This window comes from Streptomyces sp. SP17BM10 (genome assembly GCF_036322405.1).
Classification (GTDB): domain Bacteria; phylum Actinomycetota; class Actinomycetes; order Streptomycetales; family Streptomycetaceae; genus Kitasatospora.
In genome coordinates this window covers 161,174-177,751 of sequence record NZ_JAQYXB010000623.1, presented here as the reverse complement: position 1 = coordinate 177,751, position 16,578 = coordinate 161,174, and the positions used below count along the sequence as shown (strand labels likewise).

Genomic DNA, 16,578 nt, shown 5'->3' with positions numbered 1-16,578 from the left:
CGGCGGGCTCCGTACGGAACCGGACGCGGGCCAGGTCCTGCCGGCCGGACTCGACCGGCAGGACCAGCTCGGTCGGTAACTCGACGTCCGCGGACAGGCCGACCAAGTCGGCTTCGGCACGACGACGGTGGGCGTGCGCGCGGCCACCGGACTCGACCGGCCGGAGCCGGTGGTCCGGAGGAGGACCCGGTTCAGCCGACCGTCGGCACCTTGACCTGGTTGAACGCGTAGTAGACGGCGAGCAGCCCGTGGACGGCGAGGGCCGCGGGGGCGGAGAGGAACGCCAGGCCGACGGTGAGCGGGTAGACCACCATGCCCACCTCGAACCGCCACCGGGTGGCGCGCGCCGCCGCGAGGTCGACCCGCGCGTCGAAGCAGCGGCCGGTGCGCGTCGCGTGGTTCCAGAACAGCGAGAACAGCACGGCGTGCCCGACCATCACCCCGCCGTACACGGCCGCGGCGACGTTCGCGGCCGAGCCGTTGCGCAGGTTCTGCGCGACCAGCGCGGTCGGGAACGGCAGCGCCGAGACCAGCATGAGCAGGAGCAGGTTGACGAACAGCAGCGTGCGGTCCACCCGGGCCAGGTGCGCGAACAGGGTGTGGTGGTTGACCCAGATGACCCCGATCACCAGGAAGCTCACCGCGTACGCGAAGTAGGACGGCCACTGCGCGCCGAGCGCCCGCCACAGTTCGGCCGCGTCGTGGCCCTGCGGGACCTTGATCTCCAGGATCAGCAGCGTGATCGCGATCGCGAACACCCCGTCGCTGAACGCCTCGACCCGGCCCGTGTCCGTCGTCGCCACCGGCCGCGCCGGCTCCACCGTCTCCACCGGCCGAGGATCCCAGCCGGGGGCGGGCACCCGGCGGCGCAACGCCGTGGCCCCGCCGGAGCGCAGCGGCGGTCCGAATGACCCGCTCACCATACTTTTCCTGTCGCGGTGGTCACGGTGAGTCACATCTGATAGAGATCGCACACCCGACCTACGTCGGTGCCTGACCGTGCCCCGCGCCACAGGAGGACGAGCCATGCACCTGGAGATCACCCCGATCGACGCGCTGCGCCGCGCGGCCGCCCGCCCCCTCGCCGGCCCGGCCCTGCACTACGAGGAATCCGCCATCGGGTACCCGGAGCTCCTGGACCGCGCGGGCCGCCTCGCCGAGGTGCTCGCCGCGGGCGGGGTGACGGCCGGTCGGCAGGTCGCCTACCTGGGGCTCAACAGCCCGACGCTGCTCACCGCGTACCTCGCCTGCGGGTGGCTGGGCGCCGTCTTCGTCCCGGTGGACCACCGGCTCGGCGCGGCGGAGACCGGGGAGGTGCTGCGGGACTGCGAGGTGCACACCGTCGTCGCCGAGCCGGGGCACGCGGCACTCGTCGGCCCGGTGCCGGGCATTCGCCTGCTGCTCGTCGACGACGACCCCGCCGCACCCGTCACGGACGCGCCCGGCCCGCACTGGACGCCGCTCGCCGCCGCGCTCGCCGCCGCCCCCCAGCCGCCGCGCGAACCGGCCCCGCTGGACGCCGACGACCTCGCCGTCCTGCTCCACACCCCGGGCACCACGGGCCCCCCGAAGGCCGTCCGGCTCACGCACGGCAACCTCTGGTGGAGCGGCGCCAACGTCGACGCGGCGATGGTCACGCGCGAGGAGGACGTCAACCTGGTCGTCACCCCGCTGTCCCACGTCGGCGGGCTCGCCGGCTTCACGCTGCGCGGCCTCGGCCACGGCGGCACCACCGTCGTCCGCCGCGGCTTCGACCCGGAGCGGACGCTGCGCGACCTCGTCGAGCTGGGGGTCAACACGTTCTTCGCCACCCCGTCGGTCTTCGCGGCCCTCGCCCGGCTGCCCGGCTTCGCCGCCGCCGACCTGTCCGCGCTGCGCGGCGCCGTCGTGGCGGGCGCCCCGGTGCCGGCGCGGCTGGTGCGCGACTACGCGGCGCGCGGGGTGATGCTGCAACAGGCGTGGGCGCTCACGGAGACGGCGTGCTTCGCCGCGTACCTGCCGCCGGAGCTGGCCGTCGCGAAGGCGGGCTCGGCCGGCCGGCCGATGCCGTTCACCCGGCTGCGGATCGTCGACCCGGACTCGGGCGCGGACGTGTCCGGGCCGGACGAGCCCGGCGAGGTGTGGGTGAGCGGGAAGCACCTCTCGCCGGGCTACTGGCGCGGGGAGGAGGCCCTGCGGGACGGCGACGGGTGGTTCCGCACGGGGGACCTCGGCCGGCTGGACGCCGACGGCTGCCTGTACCTGGTCGACCGGCTGGCGCACGCGGTCGTCCGGGACGGCGGGACCGTCCACCCGGCCGAGGTCGAGCGCGCGCTCGCCGGCTGCCCCGGCCTGCGGGAGCTCGCCGTCGTCGGGGCGCCGCACGACGAGGGCGGCGAGGCCGTCGCGGCGGTGGCCGTCGCGGAGCCGGGCAGCGCCCCGACACTCGACGCGCTGCGGGAGTTCGGCGCCGCGCGGCTCGCTCCGCACGCGCTCCCCGTGCGGCTGCACCTCGTCGACGCGATCCCGCGCAACAGCGCCGGCACGGCGGACCCGGCCGCCCTGCGCCGCCTGCTGGCGGACGCGCCCCCGCCCCTCCTGCGACCGGCGGGCGTCTCGTCCGGGTCGGGCGGGACGAACGCGCGGTCCCGCGCGGCAGGCGAGTTGAACGGGTTCGCCCCGCTCGTCGTGTCCGCGCGGACCCCCGGAGCGCTGGCGTCGCAGGCCCGGCGGCTGGCCGACGCGCTGGACGGTGGCCTGCGCCCGCAGGACGCGGCACTCTCGGCACTCGACGGTCGGGCCCCGTTCGAGCACCGGGCCGTCGTGGCGGCGGCCTGCCCGGACGCCGTCCGCACGGCGCTGCGGGCGCTGGCCACGGGCGACCAGGCGCCCGGTCTCGTCACCGGCGCCGCGCCGGCGGACCGGCCGGACGGCGGCGTGGTCTTCGTCTTCCCCGGCCAGGGCAGCCAATGGGCGGGAATGGGGAGGGAGTTGTGGCATGACGAGCCGGTGTTCGCGGAGCGGATGGCGCAGTGCGGGCGGGCACTGGCCCCGCACGTGGGCTGGTCGCTGGTGGACGTCGTGCACGGCGTCGGCGGCGCCCCGCCGGTGCAGCGGGCGGACGTCGCCCAACCGGTGACGTTTGCGGTGATGGTCTCGCTCGCGGCCCTGTGGGAGGCGTACGGTGTCCGCCCGGCGGCCGTGCTGGGCCACTCGCAGGGCGAGATCGCGGCGGCCTGCGTCGCGGGCGCGCTGTCCCTGGAGGACGCCGCTCGGACGGTCGCGCTGCGCAGCCGCGCCATCGCCGACCGGCTGGTGGGCCGGGGCGGCATGGTGTCCGTGCCGCTGCCCGAGGGCCGGGTGCGGGACTGGATCCGCGCGTGCGGGGACGGTGTCGAGGTCAGTGCGGTGAACGGGCCGGAGCGCACGGTGGTGGGCGGGGAGAGCGCGGCGCTCGGCGCCTTCCACGCCGAGCTGGTGGGGCGCGGCATCGACGTGCGGATGGTCCCGGTCGACTACGCGTCGCACACCGCGCAGGTCGCGGGGGTCGAGCGCGACCTCTTCGAACTCATCGGCGACGTCCGGGCGTCGGCGCCGACGGTGCCGTGGTTCTCGACCGTCGACGGGGCGTGGGTGACCGGCCCGGTCGACGCCGGGTACTGGTACCGCAACCTGCGCGAACCGGTGCTGCTGGACCCGGCGGTGCGGGCGCTGGCGGGCCAGGGGTTCACCGACTTCGTGGAGGTCAGCGCGCACCCGGTGATGACGACGGCGATCGGGGCGACGCTGGCCGACGCGGGTGTGGCCGCCGGAGTCCCCGTGGTGTGCGGCACGCTGGCGCGGGGCGAGGGCGGCCGGGAGCGGTTCGCCCGCTCGCTCGCGGAGGCGTTCGTCCGGGGCGCCCCGGTGGACTGGACGCCGATGCTCCCGGGCATCCGGTCGGCGGAGCCCGGCGATCGGGCCGAGGCCGTCCTTGGGAGCGGTGACGGTCCACAGCCCTGACGCCGCGTCGTTCTCGACGGACAGCGGGACGGCGTCGTTGATCATCGGCCTTCCCCTCGAAGCGCTTCGCACCTGACGGTCGAGTATCGGGACCGTTCGGATGCGGGCACGGCTCAGCCCCCGTTGTAGTCGGTGGCCGCGAGGACGGCGAGGCGGGTGCGGTCGGGGGAGAGGGCGGCGAGGCCGAGGTCCCACAGGTCGCAGTTGAACCAGTCCGTCCAGGCCCGGAAGCCGTACCAGGAGCAGGCGGCGACCCGTCGTTCGACCTCGGCGGGCGTCGCGTCGCCGGGGGCGCCGGCCAGGGCGGCCAGCGACCGCCAGGCGGCGAGGCGGCCGTGGGCGCCGTACCACCACTCGTTCTGGTGGCCGCCGCCGCTGGAGGCCGCGGCGAAGAGCTGGCGCCACGCCTCGGCGGGGGTGGTCGCGACGACGGCGAGGTTCCTGGCACCGGTCAGGCCGTCGAGGCAGTCCAGCGGCAGCGACGCCAGCATCGGATGGAGGGCGTCGGGGTCGACGGGGGCATCGGTGACGTGGACCTGGGCCTCGACCCGGCCGTTGTAGCGCCCGGACCAGCGGTCGACAGCGGTGGTCAGGGCGAAGTCGAGGTCGTTGGCGCGCACCGCCGGGACGGGCGCGGGGCCGTTCGGCAGTTCGTGGCCTTCGGGCAGGCCGTACGCGATGCCGCTCCCCCCGCCGCCCAGCCAGTAGCGGGGCAGCCGAGGCGTGCCCTCCAGCGGGGAGAGCGACCAGGGCAGCCGTGCGAGCGGATGGGCCTGCCAGAACGGCGAGTCCGCCGCCCATGCGGCGGCCTCCGACGGGGGCGTGGCGCCGCGGAGCACGAGCTCGTGGACGAGGCAGGCCCGCAGCTCGTCGGGGGCGTTCCCGTACGCGGCCTCGCCCGGGACGAACACCTGGGCGAGGTCGCGCGGGGACTGGTGGGCGGCGAGCACGGCGGCGGCCCTGCGGTCGGGCCGCTCGGTGGGCGACAGGTCGGCGAAGCCCAGGCGCAGGGCGTGGGCGATGGCGTCGCGCCGGTGGGTGGTGGCGAGTCTCCACAGGAGCAGGGCGAAGAGGCTGTGGTGCTCGGAGCCCTTGTCGCGTGCGCGGAAGCGCGCGTGGACTGCTGTGCCGAGCTCCGCGACGAAGTCCGCGTCGCCCCGCCGGAGGTGCTCGTCGGCCAGGTCGAGGACGTCCCCGATGAGTTCGCGGCCGGCGAGGCCGTCGACCAGCTGTTCGATCGTGTTCCGCACGCGGGCGAGCGTACCGCCCTGGTGGGAGCGGTCGCGGTGCGGGTCACGTCGCTCCGGCCGTACCCGTACGAGCTCGAGCCCGAGGGTCGGTGCGGCCGCTGCACCACGTGCGGCTCGGCGGGCTCGGCGGGCTTGACGCGCTCGGCGGGATTGAGTCGCACGGGCCCGTCGGGACGTATGGGTCAGTGGCGGGGCGGGAGTGCCAGGGGAGGGGGAAGGTGAGTCCGGTGGTCAGCTCGGAAGTGGTGGAGTTCCGCGTCGGGGACCGCGTGTGGGTGTACCGGGACTCGGCGTTCGGGGCGGTCGAGGGGGCCGTGGTCGTCGAGGTCCGGCCGGACGGGCGGCTGCGGGTGGAGTTCACCGACGGGCACCGCGCCGTCCCCCGGGACGGGCACGTCGAGCTGCGGGCGTCGGCCGTCGGGTGACGGCCGACGCCGGGACGGTGCGGGGGCGGAGGCGGGGGAGAGGAGCCAGCACAGGGTGACGCCCCACAGTGGGCCGCCACCCGTGGTCACGCGGTGACCTTGGCGACGAACGCGGCGAGGTTCGCCACTGTGCGCTGGATCTTCTCCTCCACGGTGAGCGACTCGTGCAGCTTGGTGCCGACGTCCCGCTTGCCGCGCACGTAGAGCGAGCACGCGAGGTCGCTGCACATGTACGCGCCCACCGAGTTCCCCTCCTTGCCCGCCCTGCCGGCGCGCGGGGCGACCAGCAGTGAGACGCCGCCCGTGTGCGTCGTCACGCACAGCGAGCAGATGCTGCGCCTGGCCTGCCAGGCGGCCCCGGAGGACGAGCGCAGCGCGACGGCCACCGGGCGGTCGCCGAAGCCGGGGAGCTCGGCGACGAGGTAGGAGCGGTCGGGGGCCTGGGGATCCCGCCAGCCCAGGAAGTCCAAGTCCTCCCAGGGCTGTTCGGCCAAGTCCCGCGGGACGTTCAGGCGCGAGGCCTCGCCCTTGGTGGTGTTGACGAAGGCGGCACGGATCTGTTGTTCGGTCAGCGGCTTCATGGGGATCAACGTAAATTACCTAGGAGCATTAGGCAAATGTATTATTGCTCCAGGAGACCGTGCGAAGCAGGACAGGAAGGGAGCCGCATGGCGCGCGTAGGACTGACCGCCGAACGCCTCACCCGGGCGGGGGCGGAACTCGCCGACGAGGTCGGTTTCGACAAGGTGACCGTCTCGGCGCTCGCACGGCGCTTCGGCGTCAAGGACGCGAGCCTGTACTCGCACGTCAAGAACTCGCAGGACCTCAAGACGCGGATCGCCCTGCTCGCCCTGGAGGAGCTCGCCGACCGGGTGTCCGCCGCCGTCGCCGGGCGGGCCGGCAGGGACGCGCTCACCGCCTTCGCCGACGCCTACCGCGACTACGCCCGCGAGCACCCCGGCCGCTACACCGCCGCCCGGCTCCGGCTGGACCCGGAGACCGCACGCGCCAGCGCCGCCGTCCGGCACTCGCAGATGACGCGCGCGATCCTGCGCGGCTACGACTTCGTGGAGCCGGACGAGACGGACGCCGTCCGGCTCCTGGGCAGCACCTTCCACGGCTACGTCACGCTGGAGACCGGCGGCAGCTTCGCGCACACCCCGCGGGACACCCAGGACACCTGGGCGGCGATCCTCGACGCCCTCGACGCGCTGCTGCGGAACTGGCCGAAGTCCCCCACCGGCGGTTAGCGGGCCGGGACTGCGTCGGGTCGGCGAGGACGAGCTCGTCGAGGTCCCGGCGCACGGCCCATGGGTTTAGGGTCGGGGCAACGGCGGTCGGGGGAGGTGGGGCGGCGGTGCGGATCGGCGAGATGGCGCAGCCGATCGAGGAGTCGACCGCGGTGGCCCGCGGCCTGCCCGCCTTCGAGATCGGCGGGCCCCGGCTCCGGACGCGGCTCACGCCGATCGTCCGGGACGGCGTCGTCGAGCGCGCCGGGCAGGTATCGGACTGGCTGAAGGGAACCCCATGACGGAGCGGACCGGGCGCACGGCGGACGGCAGCGCGGGCGACGCGGACTACGGCGCGATCGGCGGCTCGTACGCCGCCTACCGGCGTCCCGAACCGCGGATCGCCGTCCTGATCGAGCGGGCCCTGGGCGGGGCCCGCACGGTGGTCAACGTCGGCGCCGGGGCCGGTTCGTACGAGTCGGAGGCGTTCGAGGTGACGCCCGTCGAGCCGTCGGCCTCGATGCGCGCGCAGCGGCCCGCGCACCTGCCGGAGGCGGTCGACGCGGTCGCGGAGAGCCTGCCCTTCCCGGACGACGCGTTCGACGGCGCGATGACGACGTTCAGCGTCCACCAGTGGAGCGACGTGAAGGCCGGCCTGCGCGAGCTGCGCCGGGTCACGCGCGGCCCGGTCGTCGTCCTGACCTGCGACCCGGAGCTCGTGCGGGAGTTCTGGCTGTACGAGTACGCGCCGCTGGTGCTGGACACCGAGGCGCGGCGCTACCCGTCCGTCGCCGACATCACCGCGGCCCTGGGCGGCGAGGCCGAGGTCACCGCGGTGCCCATCCCGGCCGACTGCGTCGACGGCTTCAACGAGGCCTACTACGCGCGCCCCGAGATGCTGCTGGACCCGGCCGCCCGGCAGTCCTGCTCGGCGTGGAGCTTCGTCCCGGCGGAGCTGGCCCGCGAGTACACCGACCGCCTGCAGCGGGACCTGGCCTCGGGCGCGTGGGACGCGCGGTACGGCCACCTCCGGCAGCAGCCGGCGCTGGAGGGCTCGCTGGTCCTGATCCGCGCGGTCTGACGCCCCGGGGCCGTTGCCGCTCACTTCCCGGTGGGTGGCAACGGCCCTTGCGCGGCACCGCGGTGGAACGACCGGCGCCGCCGGAGACCCTCCACGGGTGCCGGTGCGGCACGTGACGCCGATCCATCACGCGGCGCCGACCCGTCAAACCTGGTCCGCCGAGCACATGGTGCCGGTCCGTCACATGGTGCCGGAGAACAGCAGGCCGACCAGATTGCCGTCGTCGTCCCGGCCTTCGAGGCAGAGGGCGGACTCGTCGCAGACGCGGAAGGCCAGCACGTTGGCGCCTGTCTTCTCGTTGACCACGACGTCGACCCACGCGGGGACGCGGCCGGCCGCGTCGGCGGCGTCGAGCTCGGCCTCGACGCGCTCCACGAAGGCGCCCAGCTCCTCGACGGACTCCGGCCGGAGGGACCGGTCGCGGAACGCGTCCATGGCGGTCGAGTCCCACAGGAAGCCGACGTCCGGCCCGAGCGGCTGCCAGTCCTCGATGGCGTCCTCCCACTCGGCCCCGGCGATCTCCGCCACGCCGGCCAGCGGGACGAACACCATCTCCACGAGGCTTTCCTCCCGGCCGGTCTCGTGGTCCCGGAAGCGCCGGACGCCGACGTACACGGGGTGCGAACCCGGCGGCACGTCGCCGCAGACGCTCCACTCGGGCGGTGCCGGGCAGCTGAACACCACGCCCTCGACGACCTTCAGGTCACCGATGCGGTGGAACTCGGTGGGCTCGCCCTGGACGTACTCGTCGGCGAGGTTCCGCAGCAGTTCGTTGATCTCCATGGCCGCACATCCTGGCGCACCCCACCGACAGTCAGGTCGGCGGGGCGGGCGTCACAGCCGGTCGTAGACGGCCGACAGCCGCTGGAGCACCTCGGCGGCGCGGTCGAGGGCGTCCGCGTCGTAGTCGGACAGGTCGGCGTGCAGGGCGTCGGCGAGCGCCTGCTGGCGCTGACGGTGCCGCTCGCGGCCGGCCTCGGTGAGGGCGACCACGACGGAGCGCTTGTCCTCGGGCGGCCGGGTCCGGGTCACGTACCCGGCCGCGACCAGGCCGTTGACCAGTTGGGTCGTGGCGGCGCCGGTGGTCTCGGTGCCGGCTGCGAGCCCGCTGATCGTCAGCGGGCCCTGGTCGGCGAGCGTGCGCAGGGCGCGGGCGTGGGTGAGGGAGAGGGCGCCCGGGGTGCGGGTGGCGCGGCCGCGCAGGCGTGCGTCGGCGGCGCTGAGGCGGTAGGCGGCCCGGGCGAGGCGGTCGAGGGCGTCGGCACGCTCGGGGGTGGGCTTCCGGGTCGGCTCGGTCATGTGCGGGTCTCCTCGGCGGGGTCGGCTTGACAGGAGCCTAGCCTAAGTACTTAATGACTAAGTACTTACTTGCTAAGTACTTAGTCAATCGGATCCCCGGATCCGGAGGAGGAGACCGTCATGACCACCCGTTCCACCGGCCAGACCTGGGCCCTCGACGCCGCGCTCGCCCAGGGCGGCTTCGACGCGCTGCACCCCGAGGCCGTCGGCACCATGGAGCAGCTCGGCCACGACCACACCGACTTCGCGAAGGTCTTCGCGCTGGTCAGGAGTGGTGCGATGCTGCCCAAGGCGTGGGCGACCATCGCCGCCCAGGCGGAGGAGCGCGCCGCGCACCACGAGCGCGGCGGCTTCGCCCGGACCGCCGCCGACCTCTACGGCCGGGCCGCGGTGATGTGGGGCCGCGCCCAGTACTCGATCTTCGACGCCGCCGACCCGCGCAAGGCCGCGATGCGCGTGCGCGCCGACCACTGCGTCGAGCGCCTGGGCGCCCTGCGCGACGGCCGGGTGCGGCGCGTCGTCCTCGACTTCGAGGGCGGGCAGATCCACGCGCTGCTGCACCTTCCGGCCGGGCCGGTGGAGAACGCGCCGGCCGTCGTCCTCGGCCCGGGGATGGACATGATCAAGGAGGACTACATCTGGGCGGCCGAGCGCTACTACACCTCGCGCGGAATCGTCGCGCTGTCCATCGAGGGCCCGGGCCAGGGCGAGACGCGCGCCGGCGGCCTCACCGTCGACCTCACCAACTACGAGCGCGCGATCGGCCGTTACCTCGACCACCTGGCCGCGCTGCCGGAGGTCGACGCGGCCCGGATCGGCATGTTCGGCATCTCGATGAGCGGATACTGGGGCTCGCGCGCCGCCGCCACCGACGGCCGTCTGGCCGCGCTCGCCGCGTTCGAGGCCGTCACGGGCGACTTCGCGACCATCTTCGAGCGGGCCCAGCCGACCTTCAAGAGCAACTACATGTACATGGCCGGGTACACCGACGAGGAGGCCTTCGACCGCGAGCTCGTCCGCCACCTGCCGCTCGGTGACCTGGTGGCCCGGATCACCTGCCCGGTGCTCTACGGCATCGGCGAGTTCGACGAGCTGACCGACCTCGGGCAGGCGCTGGAGAGCTTCGAGAAGGTCCGGGCGCCCAAGGAACTGCGGGTCTACGAGGACGAGTTCCACCCGCTCGGCGGTGTGGCGGCCGAGGTCTTCCGGTTCGGCGCCGAGTGGCTGGAGCGGGCGTTGGCGGGCGAGTTCGCGACGCCAGGGCGGGACGTGCGGCACTACGTCCGCCGCGACGGCAGCACGGTGGACGGCAGCGCCGACCCGACGTGGTGGCTCGGCGCCGCGCCGGCGCGCCTCGACGCGGTCCGGCGCGGCTGAGGGGGCGGCGGAGGGGGCGGCGGAGGGGAGCGGTCGGGCTGGGCGGGCACGACGGTGGACGGCCTTGCCGCGTGCTCGGCATCGCGCTCGGCGCCGTCCTGGCGGTGGTCGTCGCCCAGGGCTCGTGGCCGGGTTCTCCACCCACCTCGGCGCGATGCTGCTCCGTCCTCCGGTCCGCCCGGTGAGAGGATGACCGGGACCCGTTGACCGCACAACCGCCGAGGGGGACCGGATGGGCCTGGACGTCGTCCCGTTCGAGGGGCGGTTGGTGGAGCCGGCGGCGGTGCTGCTCGCCGGGGGCCGCCCGGACGGTGCGCCGGACCTCGCCGACCCGGCCGTGGCCCGTCGCCTCGTGGCGGCGTGGCAGGGCACCGGGCCCGCCGTGGCCGCCGTCGAGGGCGGGGAACTCGTCGGGTTCCTGGCGGCGTCGGTCGACGGCGTCCCCGGGCCCCAACGGGCGTCGGTCCGGCTCCAGCAGCACGCCGCCGTCGCCGGCCGGAAGCGCGAGGTCTACCGCCGGCTCTACTCCGCCCTGGCGGGTGAACTCGCCGCCGTGGGGCGGTTCGAGCACACGATCGCCGTCCCGGCCGCCGACGGGGAGGTCACCACGGCGCTGTTCGAACTCGGCTTCGGCATCGACCAGATCAAGGGCCTGCGGTCCGCACGCGCATCCTCGGGAGAGGCCACGCGACTGCGCGAGGCCGGGCCGGCGGACCTCCGCAGACTCCTCGAACTCACCGTGGAACTCCAGCAGTTCCACGCCACCTCGCCGATCCTCCGGCCCGCGCTCCTTGACGTCCCCGCGATCCGTAACGGCTTCCTGGCCGCCCTCGGCGACGACCGGCACCTGATCCTCGTCGCCGAGGAACACGGGCACGTCGTCGGCATGATGCAGGCCGAGCCGGACAAGCGGAACCACTCCGCGGCGGTGATCGGCATCGCCTCGGTCTCCGCGTGCGCCCGGTCGCGGGGCCTGGGCACGGCGCTGCTGGCCGGAGTGTCGGACTGGGCCGCCCGCCGGGGCTTCGCGAACGTCGCCGCCGGCTGGTCGTCCGCGAACCCGGTGAGCGACGCCTTCTGGCGCGGGCGCGGCTTCACCCCGATCGGCTACACACTCACGCGCCTGATCGACGCCCGCGTCGCCTGGGCCGGCAGCGGGCTGAGCTACGCCCACCACCTGCCGGACGGCCCGGCGCTCCCGTCGTGACGAACCCCGTTCGCCCGGAAGGGAATTGGGCTGGCCTGACGGACCGGGTCCGGTCCCAGGTCCGGTCCCAGGTCAGGTTCAGGTCGGCGGATCCCAGCCGGGACCGTCCTCCGTCCCGATCCACACCCGCTGTCCCGCCCCCGAAACGGTGATCCCGAAGCCTTCCTGGTGCGGCTCACCCTCCTTCTGCCACGCCTCGATCGCGCTCTCCACCTGGTCCCAGAGGCGGAACGGGCCGCGCTGTACGACCGTCCAACCACCGTCCGGGGTGGGCATGGTGCGGGCCCGGGAGCCGGTGGCCACGTCGGAGAGGATCCGTTGCCCGGCGACCCCATCCGTTCGGCCGAGGGAGCCGCGAGCTGGGCGACCCGGGCGCCGGTCCACGTGCCGGTGATCTCGAGGTCGATCCGCGTCCGGCGCTCGTCCCCGGGGAGCACCGAGAGGCTCTGGCGAGGCGGCCGGTCGTGCGGCCGGGCGACAGGAGAACGTCGTTGCCCGGCGTCGAGGCTGCGTGAGAGCATCGAGGTTCATTTGATCTATCCGCCGAGATCTGCAGGTGGCAGGTACCGCTGATGTACACAACGGGGCCAATTGAGGCGTGCATCGAGGATGCGGACAACATCCTCGTTGCGCCTTCGACGTTGCACGAGGATGACGTGGTTCGGGACTTCTTCGGATCCGTGATCACACCGGAGGAGCTTGCCGCCGGTTCGCTCGACCTTGCACGGAAGACCGTCTACCTGTGTGGCGACACATCCCGGATCAGTGGAGACCAACTGCGGTCGGCTGCCCGGGTTCTCGTCGTTCGGGAGCTCTCGCAGGTCTTCCGCGAGGATGTCGAGGAGCCTTGGGAGTTCATCGGCCTCGGACGGGTTCCCGTCCGTGTCCATGGTGTCGGCGTGTACTTCCGTCGCTTCTTCGAACTCGACGGGGATCACTTCGGGCGGATCAGTGCGGAGCACGAGTTCCAGTCGCTGACGGAGTCCACCAAACCCGGGTCGGCCCATCGCAGCGGGATCTATCTGACGCCCGTCACGGAGGACGGTGACGAGCTGCACTTCCGGCTGCTCCGGTGCTCCACGAATCTCTCGGGGCCGACCGAGAGCTTCCGCGCGACGGACACGCACATCGTCGAGGCGCTGAACCGTGAGGCCGCCGGCGTCTTCCGGGGCCACGCGCCGCTCAACCACGTCCTCGCGCAGATCTACCACAACACCTCTGCCACGGCGGAGCGCAAGCAGTCCAAGGCCAAGATCTCGTCCCACGCGGACAAGACCAAGGACATGCCCGCCAACGGCATCATGGCCTTCTGCACCTTCTATGACGGGCTCGACCGGCTGCGGCCGCTGGACGAGGACGGCTTCGACTACGGGGTGAAGGGTGTCAGTGGGCTGACCAAGCTTCACTTCCGCCTGAAGGGGGCGGCTGAAGGACGCGACGGGCGCGCGCTGCCCGCGCAGTTCACGGTGACTCTTTATCCCGGGTCCGTGTTCTTCATGCCGCTGTCCACCAACCGCCTTTACACGCACGAGATCCGGCCCTCGGCGTTGTCTGCCGAGCTGCTTCCGACCCGGCTGGGATACGTCGTGCGCTGTTCGAGCGCCGAAGCCGTTCACAAGAACGGGGAGACGTTCCTGAAGAAGGCGGGTGAGCTGGTGAAGTTGGGGCCGGCGACCGAGGAGGGCATGGACGAGCTGCGTAGGCTGTACGCCGAGGAGAACAGGAGCTCGTCGTTCATCGACTACGGCGACCGGTTCCTGTTCAGCATGAATGCGGGGGACTACCGTGCGCCCCGGGTCTAGGATCGCGGACGAGGTTCTCACGGTCGATTTGTCGATCGAGGAGGATCTGTTTGCGGAACTGTCCGCGTCGACTCGTTGGGAGGACGTGGGGAAGGGGCGACGCGGAGCCGTCCTTGCCAGGGTGGATGGGGCTGGCGGTGTGCCGCTGGTGCGGACCACCACTCGGTATGACAGTCCGGCGCAGCGATTCCGGGATGGGCACGAGCGGCTGGCTCAGCGGGTTCAGGAGTGTGTGGGGAGCTCGGTCGGGTTCAACAACGCGCTGATCGAGTGCTACACGAACGCCTATAGGACGATGGGTGGCCATTCGGACCAGGCCCTCGACCTGGACGGTGAGTCGGTGATCGCCGTCTATTCCTGCTATCGGGATCCCGGGGCGGGCTCGCTGAGGAAGCTGATCTTCGAGTCGAAGGGGTCGGGAGGGGAGACGTTCGAGATCCCCTTGGCTCACGACAGTGTCGTCGCGTTCTCTGTTGAAGCCAATCGGCGGCTCAGGCACCGGATTGTCTTGGACGCGAGTGGCGCGGTCGCGGACAACCAGTGGTTGGGCGTGACCTTCCGGACGTCAAAGACCTTGGTGCAGTATCGGGACGGACATGCGTATCTCCCGGAGGGGGAGCGCCTGGCGTTGGCCGACGATGAGCAGCGGAGTGAGTTCTACGGGCTGCGGCGGAGAGAGAACCAGGAGACGGACTTCGTCTATCCGCCGTTGGCGTACACGATCAGCGAGAGTGATCTGATGCCGCCCGTGTGAGCGGGAGGGGCCGCCCCGCGAGTCTCGCAGGGCGGCCCGAGGTTTTCAGGGAGTGGTGGGGAAGTCGCCCGCCTGGATACCTGCGACGAACGCCTGCCACGCCTCGGGGCTGAAACCGAGGGCCGGCCCGTGGGGGTCCTTGCTGTCCCGGACGGCGATGGCGCCCTTGTGAGCCTCGGCGATCTCGACGCAGTCACCGCCCGTGGTGTTGCTGTAGCTGCTCTTGCGCCACTTCATGCTGTGTACTCCTTTGCGGCGAGTGTGTGCAGCCAGGCCATGGAGTCTTCTGGAGTCAGTGCCAGCGTGGTGAGCTGGTCGAAAACTGACTCATGCCAGGAGATGTCCGACTGCTTTTCTAGATAGAGGCTGCTGGTGAGCGCTTCGGAGAAGACGATGTCTCCAGGTACCTCCGAGAAGGACAGGATGCGGAAGTTCGTGCCCATCGCCGGGTGAGCACCCGCACTGAAGGGGAGTACCTGGATGGTGACGTTTGATTGTTGAGCCACTTCGATCAGATGGTTGACCTGCTGGCCCATGACATCCGCTCCGCCTACTGGGCGACGAAGAACTGCCTCGGAGACAACAGCGTGCACGGTCAGTGCTGCTGGGTCACGGACGATTTCCTGGCGTTGCATCCTGAGCTTGATTCGGCGCTCGATGGCATCGTCGTCCAGTTGTTTCCACTGGGCGGTGCGGAAGATCTCGCGTGCGTAGCTCGCGGTTTGGAACAGTCCGGGGACCAGCTCGGACTCGTAGGACCGAATCTGGGACGCGTCGGCCTCCAGGCCCACGTACGTCTGGAACCACTCCGGCAAAGTGTCGCCGTAGTCGTGCCACCAGCCACGCTGTGTGCTGCGGCGAGTGAGGGTGATGAACTGGCGCAGTTCGGCCTCATCCGTAACGCCGTACAGTTCGAGCATCGCGCGGACGTCCGATTCCTTCAGCGTCGTCTGACCCGACTCGATGCGCGACACCTTGGTTGCGCTGAACCCGAGTGAGTCCGCTGCCGACTTGGCCTGGAGCTTGGCCCCTTCGCGCAATCGCCGCAGCTCGGAGCCGAGCCTACGGCGCAGCACGGTTGGACTGTCCACTCTCGTCGCTCCCTGTCGGTTGACGTCGAGTCACAGTCTGCCACCTCCCTCCGTGATCACAAGAGTCTTGCGGTTCGGCGCAATTGCGCGGAGATGCGCTTGCGCGACGGGGTCATTGCGGAGCACTCTACAGGGAGTAGTCCGACGGTTCGCCTGAGTGATCAAGGTGGGCTTATTGCCGGGCATTCCTTTGCCTTCGCCCGGGCGCCACCTTCCTCAACCTCTCCTCCCAGAAGGTGACTTCGCCATGTCCATCCACGTGTCCTCCATCTGGCTGCCGCGCAGCCGACGAGCGCCGGCCGAGGCACGGCGGCGGCTCTCCTCGCTGCTCGCCGACGTCCCGAACGGCACCTGCTTCCTCGAACCGGGGCTCCTCGCCGTGTCCGAGCTCGTCACCAACGCCGTCCTCCACGGCACCCCCACCGGCTACCTCATCTACCTCGCGCTGGACGTCTCCCCGTCCCGTCTCCGCATCGAGGTCCACGACGCCCGGGGCGACCACGAGCCCGTCCTCTCCCCGCCCGGCCTCGACGACGAGGCCGGGCGGGGGCTCCAGCTCGTCAAATCCGTCACCGACACGTGGGGTTGCCGCGCCCGCGAGCCCATCGGAAAGATCGTCTGGTGCGAGGTCCTCGCCCGATGAGAGCCGACCACCTCATCGCGGTCGAGATCACCGGCATCCACCGCCCGCCGGTCACCTTCGACCTCACCGCCGCGAACCTCGCCGCCGTCTGGGACGCGATCCGCTTCCTCCCCATGCCCCGCGACCGGCACCAGTTCCTGGAGCGCTACCTCCTCGGCCCCTGCGCCGAGCGCTCCCTCTCCACCTACCTCGCCACCCACTCCGTCTTCTCGATCCCCCTCGGCGCCCACGAGGTCCGCATCCGCTGGGCCACGGCGTAACGATCGCGGAGTCCGGGGCCGGGGACCGGCCGAGGTGCCACCGGTGGTGGGCGAGGCGTGACCCGCTTCGTGCGCCGACCCGGGTTCGTCCCGGGCCGGCGTACGGCGTTGGCGCACGGCGTCCTACGGGTGGTCCGTGTCCGCGCGATCTGAGTAGCCGTACTCATGACACGGCCCGG

The 16,578-nt window shown here is 72.4% G+C and carries 19 protein-coding genes; 11 read left to right on the top strand and 8 right to left on the bottom strand.

Features of this window, described 5'->3' with window-relative positions; all coding sequences use genetic code 11:
* Positions 1–191: 191 nt before the first annotated feature.
* A complete protein-coding gene (locus PUR71_RS25285; protein WP_329929399.1) occupies positions 192–920 on the bottom strand; it encodes a TMEM175 family protein in 729 nt (242 codons plus the stop codon).
* Between the two features lie 106 nt (positions 921–1,026).
* Between PUR71_RS25285 and PUR71_RS25280 the strand changes: the two genes are divergently transcribed.
* Positions 1,027–3,981 carry an acyltransferase domain-containing protein gene (locus PUR71_RS25280; protein ID WP_329929398.1) on the top strand — a complete coding sequence of 985 codons (2,955 nt, stop codon included), beginning with the start codon at positions 1,027–1,029 and terminating at the stop codon, positions 3,979–3,981.
* A gap of 113 nt (positions 3,982–4,094) precedes the next feature.
* Here the strand turns inward: PUR71_RS25280 and PUR71_RS25275 are convergent, their stop codons facing one another.
* The gene (locus PUR71_RS25275; protein ID WP_329929397.1) at positions 4,095–5,231 is read right to left on the bottom strand and encodes a DUF6183 family protein; all 1,137 of its coding nucleotides are present in this window, start codon (positions 5,229–5,231) and stop codon (positions 4,095–4,097) included.
* Between the two features lie 227 nt (positions 5,232–5,458).
* Here PUR71_RS25275 and PUR71_RS25270 point away from each other — a divergent pair, with 227 nt between their 5' ends.
* Positions 5,459–5,656 carry a hypothetical protein gene (locus PUR71_RS25270; RefSeq protein ID WP_329929396.1) on the top strand — a complete coding sequence of 66 codons (198 nt, stop codon included), beginning with the start codon at positions 5,459–5,461 and terminating at the stop codon, positions 5,654–5,656.
* Between the two features lie 86 nt (positions 5,657–5,742).
* Here the strand turns inward: PUR71_RS25270 and PUR71_RS25265 are convergent, their stop codons facing one another.
* Positions 5,743–6,237, bottom strand: coding sequence for an FBP domain-containing protein (locus PUR71_RS25265; protein ID WP_329929395.1), 495 nt, complete (start codon positions 6,235–6,237; stop codon positions 5,743–5,745).
* 87 nt (positions 6,238–6,324) lie between these two features.
* Here PUR71_RS25265 and PUR71_RS25260 point away from each other — a divergent pair, with 87 nt between their 5' ends.
* From PUR71_RS25260 to PUR71_RS25250, 3 genes are all read left to right on the top strand, one after another.
* Positions 6,325–6,906 carry a TetR/AcrR family transcriptional regulator gene (locus tag PUR71_RS25260; RefSeq protein WP_329929394.1) on the top strand — a complete coding sequence of 194 codons (582 nt, stop codon included), beginning with the start codon at positions 6,325–6,327 and terminating at the stop codon, positions 6,904–6,906.
* A 107-nt stretch (positions 6,907–7,013) separates the two neighbouring features.
* A complete protein-coding gene (locus PUR71_RS25255) occupies positions 7,014–7,187 on the top strand; it encodes a hypothetical protein (protein WP_329929393.1) in 174 nt (57 codons plus the stop codon).
* A complete protein-coding gene (locus PUR71_RS25250; RefSeq protein WP_329929392.1) occupies positions 7,184–7,966 on the top strand; it encodes a class I SAM-dependent methyltransferase in 783 nt (260 codons plus the stop codon). Before PUR71_RS25255 ends, PUR71_RS25250 begins: the two co-directional genes overlap by 4 nt.
* Positions 7,967–8,146: 180 nt before the next feature.
* Here PUR71_RS25250 and PUR71_RS25245 read toward each other — a convergent pair whose 3' ends face one another.
* A complete protein-coding gene (locus PUR71_RS25245) occupies positions 8,147–8,749 on the bottom strand; it encodes a hypothetical protein (RefSeq protein ID WP_329929391.1) in 603 nt (200 codons plus the stop codon).
* A 51-nt stretch (positions 8,750–8,800) separates the two neighbouring features.
* Positions 8,801–9,265 carry a MarR family winged helix-turn-helix transcriptional regulator gene (locus tag PUR71_RS25240; protein ID WP_329929390.1) on the bottom strand — a complete coding sequence of 155 codons (465 nt, stop codon included), beginning with the start codon at positions 9,263–9,265 and terminating at the stop codon, positions 8,801–8,803.
* 120 nt (positions 9,266–9,385) lie between these two features.
* On the opposite strand from PUR71_RS25240, the gene PUR71_RS25235 reads away from it, so the two are divergent.
* On the top strand, positions 9,386–10,642 hold the full coding sequence (locus PUR71_RS25235) for an alpha/beta hydrolase (protein WP_329929389.1): 1,257 nt from the start codon (positions 9,386–9,388) through the stop codon (positions 10,640–10,642).
* Positions 10,643–10,874: 232 nt separating this feature from the next.
* Positions 10,875–11,849 carry a GNAT family N-acetyltransferase gene (locus tag PUR71_RS25230; protein WP_329929388.1) on the top strand — a complete coding sequence of 325 codons (975 nt, stop codon included), beginning with the start codon at positions 10,875–10,877 and terminating at the stop codon, positions 11,847–11,849.
* A 78-nt stretch (positions 11,850–11,927) separates the two neighbouring features.
* On the opposite strand, the gene PUR71_RS25225 is transcribed toward PUR71_RS25230, so the two are convergent.
* Positions 11,928–12,152 (bottom strand): hypothetical protein, encoded by a 225-nt coding sequence (locus tag PUR71_RS25225; protein WP_329929387.1) that lies wholly within the window; start codon positions 12,150–12,152, stop codon positions 11,928–11,930.
* 269 nt (positions 12,153–12,421) lie between these two features.
* Between PUR71_RS25225 and PUR71_RS25220 the strand changes: the two genes are divergently transcribed.
* Positions 12,422–13,651: a hypothetical protein gene (locus PUR71_RS25220; protein WP_329929386.1), complete on the top strand. Its 1,230-nt coding sequence runs from the start codon at positions 12,422–12,424 to the stop codon at positions 13,649–13,651.
* On the top strand, positions 13,635–14,405 hold the full coding sequence (locus PUR71_RS25215; protein ID WP_329929385.1) for a hypothetical protein: 771 nt from the start codon (positions 13,635–13,637) through the stop codon (positions 14,403–14,405). The genes PUR71_RS25220 and PUR71_RS25215 overlap by 17 nt, the downstream gene beginning before the upstream one ends.
* A 45-nt stretch (positions 14,406–14,450) precedes the next feature.
* Here PUR71_RS25215 and PUR71_RS25210 read toward each other — a convergent pair whose 3' ends face one another.
* The gene (locus tag PUR71_RS25210; RefSeq protein ID WP_329929384.1) at positions 14,451–14,642 is read right to left on the bottom strand and encodes a DUF397 domain-containing protein; all 192 of its coding nucleotides are present in this window, start codon (positions 14,640–14,642) and stop codon (positions 14,451–14,453) included.
* Positions 14,639–15,496 carry a helix-turn-helix domain-containing protein gene (locus PUR71_RS25205; RefSeq protein ID WP_329929383.1) on the bottom strand — a complete coding sequence of 286 codons (858 nt, stop codon included), beginning with the start codon at positions 15,494–15,496 and terminating at the stop codon, positions 14,639–14,641. The genes PUR71_RS25210 and PUR71_RS25205 overlap by 4 nt, the downstream gene beginning before the upstream one ends.
* Before the next feature lie 247 nt (positions 15,497–15,743).
* On the opposite strand from PUR71_RS25205, the gene PUR71_RS25200 reads away from it, so the two are divergent.
* Together PUR71_RS25200 and PUR71_RS25195 are read left to right on the top strand one after the other, a co-directional pair.
* A complete protein-coding gene (locus tag PUR71_RS25200; protein WP_329929382.1) occupies positions 15,744–16,139 on the top strand; it encodes an ATP-binding protein in 396 nt (131 codons plus the stop codon).
* On the top strand, positions 16,136–16,399 hold the full coding sequence (locus tag PUR71_RS25195; RefSeq protein WP_329929381.1) for a hypothetical protein: 264 nt from the start codon (positions 16,136–16,138) through the stop codon (positions 16,397–16,399). The genes PUR71_RS25200 and PUR71_RS25195 overlap by 4 nt, the downstream gene beginning before the upstream one ends.
* The last annotated feature ends 179 nt before the right edge of the window (positions 16,400–16,578 follow it).

Bases quoted from the DNA above. Each gene is read 5' to 3' on its own strand.
- PUR71_RS25280 (WP_329929398.1), top strand. From the start codon at position 1,027: ATGCACCTGGAGATCACCCCGATCGACGCGCTGCGCCGCGCGGCCGCC.
- PUR71_RS25265 (WP_329929395.1), bottom strand. From the start codon at position 6,237: ATGAAGCCGCTGACCGAACAACAGATCCGTGCCGCCTTCGTCAACACC.
- PUR71_RS25260 (WP_329929394.1), top strand. From the start codon at position 6,325: ATGGCGCGCGTAGGACTGACCGCCGAACGCCTCACCCGGGCGGGGGCG.
- PUR71_RS25250 (WP_329929392.1), top strand. From the start codon at position 7,184: ATGACGGAGCGGACCGGGCGCACGGCGGACGGCAGCGCGGGCGACGCG.
- PUR71_RS25245 (WP_329929391.1), bottom strand. From the start codon at position 8,749: ATGGAGATCAACGAACTGCTGCGGAACCTCGCCGACGAGTACGTCCAG.
- PUR71_RS25240 (WP_329929390.1), bottom strand. From the start codon at position 9,265: ATGACCGAGCCGACCCGGAAGCCCACCCCCGAGCGTGCCGACGCCCTC.
- PUR71_RS25235 (WP_329929389.1), top strand. From the start codon at position 9,386: ATGACCACCCGTTCCACCGGCCAGACCTGGGCCCTCGACGCCGCGCTC.
- PUR71_RS25230 (WP_329929388.1), top strand. From the start codon at position 10,875: ATGGGCCTGGACGTCGTCCCGTTCGAGGGGCGGTTGGTGGAGCCGGCG.
- PUR71_RS25220 (WP_329929386.1), top strand. From the start codon at position 12,422: ATGTACACAACGGGGCCAATTGAGGCGTGCATCGAGGATGCGGACAAC.
- PUR71_RS25210 (WP_329929384.1), bottom strand. From the start codon at position 14,642: ATGAAGTGGCGCAAGAGCAGCTACAGCAACACCACGGGCGGTGACTGC.
- PUR71_RS25200 (WP_329929382.1), top strand. From the start codon at position 15,744: ATGTCCATCCACGTGTCCTCCATCTGGCTGCCGCGCAGCCGACGAGCG.
- PUR71_RS25195 (WP_329929381.1), top strand. From the start codon at position 16,136: ATGAGAGCCGACCACCTCATCGCGGTCGAGATCACCGGCATCCACCGC.